11 protein-coding genes are annotated in these 10,952 nt (G+C 45.9%); 8 read left to right on the top strand and 3 right to left on the bottom strand.

What is annotated here, in order from left to right; translation table 11 throughout:
- Positions 1–24 precede the first annotated feature (24 nt).
- The 7 genes from menB (at position 25) to ACK1LH_RS16610 (ending at position 7,770) form a co-directional block, all read left to right on the top strand.
- A complete protein-coding gene (menB, locus tag ACK1LH_RS16640; RefSeq protein ID WP_029278762.1) occupies positions 25–843 on the top strand; it encodes a 1,4-dihydroxy-2-naphthoyl-CoA synthase in 819 nt (272 codons plus the stop codon).
- Between the two features lie 88 nt (positions 844–931).
- Positions 932–2,374 carry an o-succinylbenzoate--CoA ligase gene (locus ACK1LH_RS16635; RefSeq protein ID WP_411335114.1) on the top strand — a complete coding sequence of 481 codons (1,443 nt, stop codon included), beginning with the start codon at positions 932–934 and terminating at the stop codon, positions 2,372–2,374.
- On the top strand, positions 2,367–3,476 hold the full coding sequence (menC, locus tag ACK1LH_RS16630) for an o-succinylbenzoate synthase (protein ID WP_411335113.1): 1,110 nt from the start codon (positions 2,367–2,369) through the stop codon (positions 3,474–3,476). The genes ACK1LH_RS16635 and menC overlap by 8 nt, the downstream gene beginning before the upstream one ends.
- Positions 3,477–3,866: 390 nt before the next feature.
- On the top strand, positions 3,867–4,793 hold the full coding sequence (locus ACK1LH_RS16625; protein ID WP_029278768.1) for a metal ABC transporter solute-binding protein, Zn/Mn family: 927 nt from the start codon (positions 3,867–3,869) through the stop codon (positions 4,791–4,793).
- Between the two features lie 14 nt (positions 4,794–4,807).
- The gene (locus tag ACK1LH_RS16620) at positions 4,808–5,566 is read left to right on the top strand and encodes a metal ABC transporter ATP-binding protein (protein ID WP_029278770.1); all 759 of its coding nucleotides are present in this window, start codon (positions 4,808–4,810) and stop codon (positions 5,564–5,566) included.
- Between the two features lie 6 nt (positions 5,567–5,572).
- On the top strand, positions 5,573–6,889 hold the full coding sequence (locus tag ACK1LH_RS16615; RefSeq protein ID WP_029278772.1) for a metal ABC transporter permease: 1,317 nt from the start codon (positions 5,573–5,575) through the stop codon (positions 6,887–6,889).
- Entirely contained in the window at positions 6,886–7,770 is an 885-nt protein-coding gene (locus ACK1LH_RS16610; protein ID WP_029278774.1) for a metal ABC transporter permease, read from the top strand. The genes ACK1LH_RS16615 and ACK1LH_RS16610 overlap by 4 nt, the downstream gene beginning before the upstream one ends.
- Positions 7,771–7,836: 66 nt before the next feature.
- Here ACK1LH_RS16610 and ACK1LH_RS16605 read toward each other — a convergent pair whose 3' ends face one another.
- From ACK1LH_RS16605 to ACK1LH_RS16595, 3 genes are all read right to left on the bottom strand, one after another.
- Positions 7,837–7,995, bottom strand: a complete 159-nt coding sequence (locus ACK1LH_RS16605; RefSeq protein ID WP_081414206.1) for a DUF1540 domain-containing protein — start codon at positions 7,993–7,995, stop codon at positions 7,837–7,839.
- Positions 7,996–8,117: 122 nt separating this feature from the next.
- The gene (locus ACK1LH_RS16600; RefSeq protein WP_029278776.1) at positions 8,118–9,161 is read right to left on the bottom strand and encodes a cytochrome d ubiquinol oxidase subunit II; all 1,044 of its coding nucleotides are present in this window, start codon (positions 9,159–9,161) and stop codon (positions 8,118–8,120) included.
- A 27-nt stretch (positions 9,162–9,188) separates the two neighbouring features.
- Positions 9,189–10,535 (bottom strand): cytochrome ubiquinol oxidase subunit I, encoded by a 1,347-nt coding sequence (locus tag ACK1LH_RS16595; RefSeq protein WP_282033167.1) that lies wholly within the window; start codon positions 10,533–10,535, stop codon positions 9,189–9,191.
- Positions 10,536–10,705: 170 nt separating this feature from the next.
- Between ACK1LH_RS16595 and ACK1LH_RS16590 the strand changes: the two genes are divergently transcribed.
- Positions 10,706–10,948, top strand: a complete 243-nt coding sequence (locus ACK1LH_RS16590) for a type B 50S ribosomal protein L31 (RefSeq protein ID WP_029566204.1) — start codon at positions 10,706–10,708, stop codon at positions 10,946–10,948.
- Positions 10,949–10,952 lie beyond the last annotated feature (4 nt).

The raw sequence follows: 10,952 nt of genomic DNA, 5'->3' as shown, positions 1-10,952 counted from the left end.
GTATTCAAAAGGAGGCTGTACGCGATGACAGTAGAATGGGTAGCTGAACGCAAGTACGAAGATATTTTATATGAAACGTATAATGGGATTGCCAAAATCTCAATAAACCGCCCGGAAGTACATAATGCATTCCGTCCAAAGACAGTGATGGAGCTGATTGACGCTTTTGCCTATGCAAGAGACGATGCAAATGTGGGAGTCATCATTTTAACAGGCACAGGCGAAAAGGCATTCTGTTCAGGAGGAGACCAGAAAGTCCGCGGACATGGCGGATATGTTGGAGAAGATCAGATTCCAAGGCTGAATGTTCTTGACCTTCAGCGCCTGATCCGTGTTATTCCGAAACCGGTTATCGCGATGGTTGCAGGATACGCAATCGGAGGCGGACATGTTCTTCACATCGTATGTGATCTGACAATTGCAGCTGACAATGCTGTATTCGGACAGACTGGACCAAAGGTTGGAAGCTTTGATGCAGGATACGGTTCAGGATACCTTGCCCGTATTGTGGGACATAAAAAAGCGAGAGAGATCTGGTTCCTATGCCGCCAGTACAATGCACAGGAAGCGCTGGACATGGGTCTTGTCAACACAGTAGTGCCTCTTGAAAAACTTGAAGAAGAAACCGTTCAGTGGTGTGAAGAAATTCTTGAGAAGAGTCCGACTGCCATCCGCTTCTTAAAAGCTGCATTTAATGCGGATACAGACGGACTTGCCGGCATCCAGCAATTTGCAGGTGACGCAACGCTTCTTTATTACACGACAGATGAAGCAAAAGAAGGAAGAGACGCTTTCAAAGAAAAGCGCAACCCTGACTTCAAACAGTTCCCAAGATTTCCTTAAGGACATGCAGCAGCTTGATGAGTTCATCAAGCTGTTTTCTTTTATGCAAATTTACCGAAGCTACTAGCAAATGAAAGTTGGTGAAAACATGACAATGATGCCAAACTGGCTGATGCAGAGGGCTTTTTTGACGCCCGAACGGATCGCGGTTGCAGCAGAGGAAGAAACGGTAACTTTTCATGAACTGCACATCCGGACACTCCGAAAAGCAGCCGCCATTCAAGGAGAAGGCATGGGAAAAGGGAGCCGCTGTGCGGTTCTTATGAAGAACAGTCTTGATATGGCCGTCACCATTCATGCTCTTGCCTATATTGGGGCACAGGCCATATTGCTGAATACACGCTTGACAGCAGCAGAGCTTGACTATCAGCTGCGTGATTCAGAAGCAGAGTATCTCCTGTACCATCATGCGCTGGAACATCATTGGGAGAAGCCAAGCTGGATTTCTATAGACAGCAGGAACCTTGAAAGTCTTACAGAAACTGAAATGTTTGAAAAAACATTTCATCTGGATGAGACGGCGACCATTATGTATACATCCGGCACGACAGGGAAACCGAAAGGCGTGATGCAGACCTTCGGGAACCATTACTGGAGCGCTTCCGGATCCTCTTTAAATCTTGGGCTTCATCATGATGACCGCTGGCTTTGTGCGGTTCCTCTTTTTCATATCAGCGGTCTTTCCATTTTAATGAGAGGAATTATTTATGGAATGACCGTTGTGCTTCATGAAACATTTCAGCCTGAAAAAGCAAATAAGGCGATCATGGAAGAAGGAGTAACCATTGCATCGGTTGTGCAGGCAATGCTGACACGGATGCTTGAAGACCTTGGTGATGCAAAGTTTCCAGACAGTTTGCGGGTCATGCTGCTTGGCGGAGGCCCGGCGCCCATGCCTCTTTTAAAAGAGTGTAAAGAAAAATCCATTCCGGTCTATCAGACTTACGGAATGACAGAGACTTCCTCTCAAATTGTCACCCTTTCTCCAGAATACAGCTTTTCAAAGCTTGGATCTGCCGGCAAGCCTTTGTTTCCGTGCCGGATTAAAATCATGAACAGCGGAGCAGAGTGTCCTCCTATGGCTGAAGGAGAGATTTACGTCCAGGGTCCAAATGTCACAAAGGGCTACTGGAAGCGGGAAAGCACGTTTCACGACGGCTTTCTTCCTACAGGGGATATCGGCTATCTTGACGAAGATGGGTTTTTATTTGTTTTAGACAGGCGTTCAGATCTAATTGTTTCAGGCGGTGAAAATGTATATCCGGCCGAAATAGAGGCGGTGCTACTGTCGCACCCGTCTGTACTTGAAGCGGGAGCAGCGGGAGCAGATGATTCAAAGTGGGGACAGGTGCCAGTAGCATATGTGGTTTTAAAGGAGCATGTGAGCGAAGTTGAACTGCTCTCGTATTGCAGGGAAAGGCTTGCAAAATATAAACTACCTTCCCGCATTTATTTTAGAGACAGCCTGCCGAGAAACGCTTCGAGCAAGCTGATGCGGAGGATGCTTGCGGATGGAGGCAGGCATGATTGACGTCCGGAAAGTGACCCTTCACCATCTGGAGATGAATCTCGTCTCTCCCTTCAAAAACAGCAGAGAGACGGTTCACCGGCGGGAGAGTATTCTGGTTGAATTGGAAGATTCCTCAGGATCCACAGGCTGGGGAGAGGTTGTTGCCTTTTCATCCCCCTGGTATACCGAAGAAACCATCAAGACATGCCATCATATGCTGACATCTTTCCTGATTCCGGATCTTCTCGGTCAGACGTTCCAGCATCCGGAGGCCTATGCAAGTTCCCTTCAGTGGATCAGGCGGAACCAAATGGCAAAGGCATCAATTGAATCTGCTGTATGGGATTTGTATGCGAAGCTTCTTGGCAGGCCGCTTGCAGACGTACTTGGCGGGACCAGAAGTCAGATTGATTCCGGAGTTGTTGTGGGAATGGCACCTGCAGCAATGATGCTTCAGAAGATAGAGCAGCATATCGATGAGGGATATAAGAGAATAAAAGTGAAAATCGAACCGGGGATGGATGTTGAACTGCTTGAAGAAATCAGAACCCGTTTTCCGGATATTCCTCTTATGGCAGACGCCAATTCAGCTTATACACTCAGTGATCTCGGACATTTGAAAAAGCTTGATTCCTATAATCTGATGATGATTGAGCAGCCGCTTGGCCATGATGATATCATCGAGCATGCGGTCCTGCAGGCTGAAATCAAAACGCCCATCTGCCTGGATGAGAGCATCATCACCTTCAATGATGCGAAAAATGCGATCCAGCTTGGAAGCTGCGGAATCATTAATATTAAACCAGGCCGAGTTGGAGGGCTTGCGGAGTCAAAGAAGATTCACGATCTCTGTGCGGAAAAAGGCATACCTGTCTGGGTAGGCGGCATGCTTGAGACTGGCGTTTCACGGGCACATAACATTGCTCTCGCCTCTCTATCCGGTTTTTCCATTCCAGGTGATATCTCTGCATCTTCACGGTATTGGGAGGAGGATATCATTACACCTGAAGTGAAAGTGGACAAAGGATTGATTGATGTTCCGGCAGCAGCGGGAATCGGGTTTGAAATCGACAGGACGAAATTAGAAAAGTACCGCACCTTCAAAGAGGAATTCACCCTGTAAAAAGGTATTTTACCCTAGGGGAAAATGAAGTTTTTCAAATCAAAAACGTGATTTTCCCGCTTTGCTCAGTTTTGCGTTATATGATAAAAAGAGAGTGTAGAGTGATTCGGCATCATTCTAACAAATACCCTCTCTGCCCTTTTTAAGCCAGCTGTCTTCGGATAGCTGGTTTTTTTTGTCGAGAATCTATGATTGACAGACAGAGGGAAATGCTTTAAATTTTGCATAAGGGCAAAAAACTTATACTTGTCAACAAATTATGAAACAAGCTAACTTATTGGCACCCAACCTATCTTTCTTTCATATGATGCTTCAGCGAAAGGAAGACTTTTTTTACCTTAAAATTTGCATATGGGAAACATTTGTTGATTGATGAAAAGGAGGATTTATATGAAAAAACGATTTAGTATGCTGATCGCAGTTTTTATGTTTACGGCAATCATGTCTGCCTGCAGCAAGAGCACAGGCGGAGGGGAAAATGACAAGGTTCAGGTAACGACGACAATTGCTCAGATTGCGGATGTTGCAGCGAATGTCGGAGGAAGCCATGTAGAAGTCACTTCTTTGATGGGACCGGGAATTGATCCCCATTTGTATCAGGCGTCACAGGGAGACATTCAGAAGCTGAATAAGGCTGATATTATTCTTTACAATGGTCTCCACCTGGAAGGCAAGATGGGCGAGATTTTTGAAAAGATGTCAAATGAAAAGCCGACTGTACCTGTAGCAGAGGCGATACCCAAAACAAAATTGATAAGTGATCCGGCCAATAAAAAAGCACATGATCCCCATGTCTGGTTTGATATTTCATTATGGATGTACACCGTTGATAAAGTGGAAGAGGAGCTGAGCAAGCTTTCTCCTGAAAACAAAGAGGAGTTTGCTGCCAATGCAGCTGCCTATAAAGAAAAGCTTGCAGAAATGGACCAATATGCAAAAGAGCAGGTTCAATCCATTCCTGAAGAGAGCAGAGTTCTAGTTACCGCCCACGATGCATTCGCATACTTTGGGAAGGCATACGGCTTTGAAGTAATGGGCCTTCAGGGACTGAGCACAGATTCTGAATATGGTTTGAAGGATGTTCAAAATTTGGTGGAAGTGCTGACAGAGAAAGAGATTAAGGCTGTTTTTGTTGAGAGCAGCATCTCAGAAAAATCCATTAAAGCGGTTGTCGAAGGTTCTAAGAAAAACGGTCATGACGTGAAGATCGGCGGACAGCTTTATTCAGATGCTATGGGCGAAGAAGGGTCTGAAGAAGGAACGTATCTTGGAATGTTCAAACACAATATCGATACAATCGTTTCATCATTGAAATAAGGCAGGTGCTGATCATGATACCAGTAGCAGTTAACAATTTGACGGTTGCCTATCACCGGAAACCTGTCCTTCAAGAGGTTGGTTTTGAGGTTCCGGAGGGGAAATTAATTGGAATTATCGGACCGAACGGGGCAGGAAAATCAACGCTGATTAAGGCGGTACTCGGGCTGATCCCTTCAGCCTCAGGAGAAGTTGAAATTTACGGGGATTCATATAAAAAGCAGCGTAAGCGGGTCGGCTATGTCCCTCAAAGAGGTTCAGTTGACTGGGACTTTCCGACAAATGCCCTTGATGTTGTGCTGATGGGGCGCTACGGACATGTGGGCTGGATGAAAAGGCCGGGCAAAAAGGATATTGCCTTTGCAAAAGAATGCCTGAACAAAGTGGGCATGCTGGATTTTGCCGACAGGCAAATCAGCCAGCTTTCCGGCGGCCAGCAGCAGCGTGTTTTTCTTGCAAGAGCCCTTGCACAGGATGCAGACGTATATTTTATGGATGAACCATTTGTCGGTGTGGATGCCGCAACGGAAAAAGCAATTATCTCGCTGCTTAACGAACTGAAAGCAAGAAAAAAGACGGTGCTGGTCGTGCACCATGATCTGCAGACTGTAGAAGAATACTTTGACTGGGTATTGCTTTTGAACCTTAGGAAAATCGCTTTTGGTCCGACGGGTGAGGTCTTTAACATGGAGAACCTTCAGAAAACCTACGGGGGCAGACTCACATTCTTGCAGGATCAGCAGGTGCTAGTAGACGAAACCAAACAGGAGTGAAGAAATATGATGGAGGAATTAATCTATCAGCTGCAAAATCAAAATACGCAGTGGGTGCTTGTCGGAACAATGCTTCTAGGTCTTGCAAGCGGAGTCCTTGGCAGCTTCGCTCTTCTTAGAAAACAGAGCCTGATCGGCGATGCGATGGCCCATGCCGCTCTGCCTGGAGTTTGTATGGCCTATCTTCTCTACGGTTCTAAATCATTGCTGTGGTTTCTTGTGGGAGCTGCGGTTTCGGGAATGCTTGCTGCTTGGCTTATCGGGATCATTATCAAGCACTCCAGAATAAAAGAGGATTCAGCCCTTGGCCTTGTTCTGTCCGTTTTCTTCGGGTTTGGAATTGTGCTGCTGACTTATATTCAGCATAACCGGGGCGGAAATCAGAGCGGACTGAGTGATTTTATTTTTGGAAAAGCGGCATCGATGGTCGGTCAGGATGTTCAGATTATTACATGGATTGCAGCTGCCCTGCTCCTTCTTACCGCCATTTTCTTTAAAGAGTTTAAACTACTGACGTTTGATCCTCAATTTGCAAAAGGAATTGGCCTGCCGACAACATTTCTGAATGGCCTGCTGATGGTCCTGATTGTCTGTGCAGTTGTAATCGGCCTCCAGACGGTTGGTGTTATTTTAATGGCAGCCATGCTGATCACTCCGGCGATTGCTGCAAGATACTGGACGGATAAGCTTGGACATATGGTGCTTATTGCAGGGCTTATAGGCGGGATCTCAGGTGTTGCAGGGACTCTTCTCAGCACGACAACTGACGGAATGGCAACAGGGCCGCTTATTATTGTTGCAGCGACGACCCTGTTTTTGATATCCCTTGTATTTGCACCGAAAAGAGGCCTTGTGTCAAAAGCGGTGAAACAGTTGAAATTGAAAAGGAAAACGTCGGTTGAACAGCTTCTTCTCTCTTTTTACGATATAACGGAGAATGCCGGGGTGAGTGGGGCATTTTCCCTTCAAGATGTTCTCAGTAAGAGAAAGGTTTCCCAAAGTCTGATCAATAAATCGGTCAAGGAACTTGAAAAGAAGAACCTCGTTATGCAGGCCGGGAGCGATCAATGGAGATTGACAGAAACGGGTTTAATGCATGCCTACGAGCTGACCTTGAATCAGAGGCTGTATGAGATGTATTTGATGCATGAAATGGAGCTTGCCCAGCTTCAGCTTAAAAGCAGGGATGATGTTGATGTGGAGAAAATGCCGTTTGATATGAAGAAGAGGCTGATGAGTCTTCTGAAAGATCACAGCAGAGAGCCAAAACTTCTGCCGGGAACAGCAAATGGCTTAAACAGAAAGGAGTGGCAGGTTCAATGAGCTACGATGCATGGATTCTTTTGACCGGATCCCTTGTCGGCATTACATGTGCGATCATTGGCTGTTTCCTGATTCTCAGGCGAATGGCGATGCTCGCTGATGCGATCAGCCACTCTGTTCTGCTCGGAATAGTCGGTGCCTATTTCGTGAGCAAGAGTCTTGACGGTGTTTCGATGTTTATAGGGGCAGCTGTAGTCGGCCTGCTGACAGCTTTTTTAGTTCAGGTGCTGAATGCAAAAGGGGTTCAGTCCGATGCAGCAATTGGAGTCGTGTTCACATTCCTGTTTGCAGTCGGAGTTATTCTGCTGTCGCTATTTGGAGGGAATATTCATCTTGATGTGGATCATGCATTAATGGGGGAGATCACCTTTATTCCGTGGAATACCCTTACACTTGCAGGAATGGATGTTGGGCCAAAAGCGGTATGGATGCTTGGTTCGGTTCTTGTGATTAATCTCGTACTTATTGCGCTGTTTTATAAGGAGTTCAAAATAACATCTTTTGATCCTCAAATGGCAGCCGCCATCGGCATCCCTGTCCTTGTTATGCATTATCTGCAAATGGGGATGCTTTCGATTACAACGGTTGCTTCCTTTGACAGTGTCGGAGCGATATTAGTGGTTGCGATGCTGATTGTTCCTGCTTCAGCCGCCTATCTGCTGACAGATAAACTGTCGCATATGCTCGTGATCAGCTCTGGTATTGGTGTTTTGTCCGCAGTCCTCGGCTATTGGTCGGCAACATGGCTGAATGTTTCCATAGCCGGTGCGATGGCTACAGCAGCAGGTGCACTCTTCTTTTTGGCCTTTCTGTTATCGCCAACACACGGTATGCTTTCAAAATGGCTTGCAAAAAGAAATTTTGCTTCCACTAGTGAATAAAAATGATTCTCATTATCAATAATAAAGAAAAGGACAGCCGCAAGCTGTCCTTTTTACTAGAACATTTTACAAATCATGAGGTTTAAATGTTTTACAGTCGGTCTCTTCACTGCGTGAAGCCGTGTCGCCTCTATGGCTCACAACATAAATGGCATCAGCCGTACACTGGTTGCCATTGCCCCAGTACTCACAGTTATTTACTTCGCACTTTACCTCTCTTGGCATAAAAATACCCTCCTTTTAATTAAGGTTCATCTGTTAGTTTTGCTTACTTTCCTGTCTTTCATACGTGAAAAGGGGTCAGTCCCGCTCTGCGTTAATCCGTTAACAAGGAGCGGGACTGACCCTCAGCTTTCCTTTTGATCCAAATAGCGTTTGTCTTTCATGAACAGCCTCCAGAAATAGAAGAAGCCAGGGAAAAGGATGAGAAATCCGACGATGTACGTGATAAAGACGGCATGAAACGTATTCGGGTGTGTAAAGCCGTCCTGTATGGTCACATCCGGATAGAGCATGTAAGGCAGATGTGCACGTCCGTATGCGTAGCTTGCAAGTAAATACTGAGCGACTACAGCTACTACAGCGAGCCTTGGGCGCCCGAGCTTTCTTTTATCCTTTTGGGAAGGAAGAAAGAGTGCTCCGCCGGCAATGAGAAACATGGCTACCGAGCCAATTAAAAATGGGAGATATTCCATCATGTTTGTGTAGATCCAATTAGCTTCATTCCTTAGCGTAAGCATGATCAGAAAGCCCATCACAAGCGAAAGCGGTCCGACAATCAGGGCATCCCGTCTGTAAACTTTATAAGCTTCAGGCTCATTCGCCACATTTGAATAATCCGACAGCAGGAGTGAAGAAAGAAATAGCGTGCTCGTAACGGCAAACCCGCTGAATGCATAGGCATTCGGACTTGTGAACAGTTTATCAAGTTGAAGCTGGTGCGCACCGTCGATAACCTCAATGAAGCCGCCGTGTGTTATCGGGAGCACGAGAAGGAGGATGGCCGGTATAATAAACCCTGAAATTCCGGAAACATACGTCAGCAGTTTGCCGTATCCTGATTTTGAATAGTGGGAAAAAACGAGAAAGCCGCTTCGGATTGCGAGCAGCAGCAGAATAATGCTGCCCGGAATCAAAAGCACAGTGCCCAGGATGAACGTTGCCCCCGGGAAAAAACTGAACAGGGCGACAACTATCGCAACGATAAAAACATTCGTTACCTCCCAGGTTGGCGATAAATAGCGATTGGCAATGTTTGTTGCATTCGTCCGTTCTTTGTTGATGTAAACCATGGACCAGAATCCCGCTCCAAAATCCATCGTCGCCATAACAGCATAGATAAAGACAAATCCCCAGACAACCGTAATGGCAAGCAGAGCATCTGTTGTCATCTTTGCAGCGCCTCCTTCGTAATCATTTTAATAAACACTGACGCCATCTCCCGGCTTATCGAGTTCTTTTTCAACCGGATTGCGTTTAAAGTAATAGACAAGGACAAGAATTACGGCGAGTCCCAAAATGACATAGACAAGGGTGAACAATATAAAGAGTGTGCCAATCTGACCTGAAGCTGTCACGACATCCTCGGTTTTCAGCAAGCGGTAGATTACCCAAGGCTGTCTCCCTGTACAAGCGAAAATCCAGCCAAACTCAATCGCAAGCATGGACAGGATGCCTGATGGAACAAACAGTACAAGCAGCCATTTCGGAAAATGGGGCCGCTTCAGAATTTTGTACCAGAAAAACCCGATCATGGAAAGGAGGATCAGTAGACTTCCGATTCCTACCATGGCATTAAACAAGGTATGGACAAACAGCGGAGGCCAATATTCTTCCGGAAAATCATTTAAGCCGATAACCTCGGTTTTAAAGCTGTTATCTGCCAAAAAGCTGAGTGCCCACGGGATTTCAATTCCCCATTTCACTTCCTGTGTTTCTCTGTCTGTAAATCCGCCGACAGCAAGCGGAGCATAGCGCTGCGTTTCAAAAAGCCCCTCGGCTGCAGCGAGCTTTTCAGGCTGATATTCATGCAGCATCTGAGCAGATTCGTGTCCGTTCAAAGCGGTCAAAAATGAGAAAATGCCACCGACAATCAGCCCCATCATGAGCGCTTTTCGGTGAAACTTATAAAGCCTTTCATTTTTCATGTTTCTGAGCATTTTATACGCAGCAATTGAAGCGATGACAAATGCTCCCGTCATAAATGCGGAAACAACGACATGTCCAGCCGTTACGATGAAGCTTGGGTTAAAGAACGCAGCCCAAGGATCAACATCAACAATCTCTCCGTTTTCTATCCGGAAGCCCGCAGGAGTCCCTTCAAACGCATGGACATTTGTAATGAGAATCGCGGATGCTGCGGCCCCGAGTAAAACAAGTGATACACTGACAATTCTCATTCTCGGGGAGATGCGGTCAGCAGCATACACATAAATGGACATAAACAGCGCTTCCACAAAAAAGGCATAAATTTCAATCTGAAAAGGAAGGGCCATAACCCGCCCGATGACTTCCATGAATCCCGGCCACAGCAAGGCAAGCTGCACACCTGCAATCGTTCCCGTAGGTATTGCAACCCCGAGCAGCACGGCCTGCCCTTTCGTCCAGCGTTTTGCCATCACGGCATAATCAGGATCCTTCGTTTTTTGAAAAAGCAACTCTGCTATTAAAATCATTAAAGGGAGGCCTACACCAAGCGATGCAAAAATAATATGAAAGCCCATTGTCGTCCCGAACAAGGATCTGGCAAGTACGAGATCATCCATCTGTTTTCCGCCTTTCTTTCCCATGGTTGTAACAATCTTTCCTTATTGTCCGCATTTTTCCATAAAATATGCTTTCAATGTTTCTTTCTTTGCAGGCAGACCCGTTGACAAAAAGACGTAAAGAGGGTAATATATAAAACGTAATAATTACGATTAAAGGAGTGCTGTAAATGAAACAGGGTATCCATCCGGATTATCATAAAGTCGTATATATGGACACAAACAGCGGGTTTAAATTTTTGAGCGGTTCTACTCAAAAATCAAACGAAACAACAGAGTGGGAAGACGGCAATACGTATCCGCTGATCAAAATTGAAATCAGCTCTGATACACATCCTTTCTACACAGGGCGCCAGAAATTCGCAGACCGCGACGGACGCGCAGAGCGCTTCAAGAAAAAATACAACATGTAAAAAG

Source organism: Metabacillus indicus (assembly GCF_046603695.1).
In the GTDB taxonomy this organism is placed as follows: domain Bacteria; phylum Bacillota; class Bacilli; order Bacillales; family Bacillaceae; genus Bacillus_P; species Bacillus_P indicus.
This window is presented reverse-complemented; position numbering and strand designations above follow the sequence as displayed.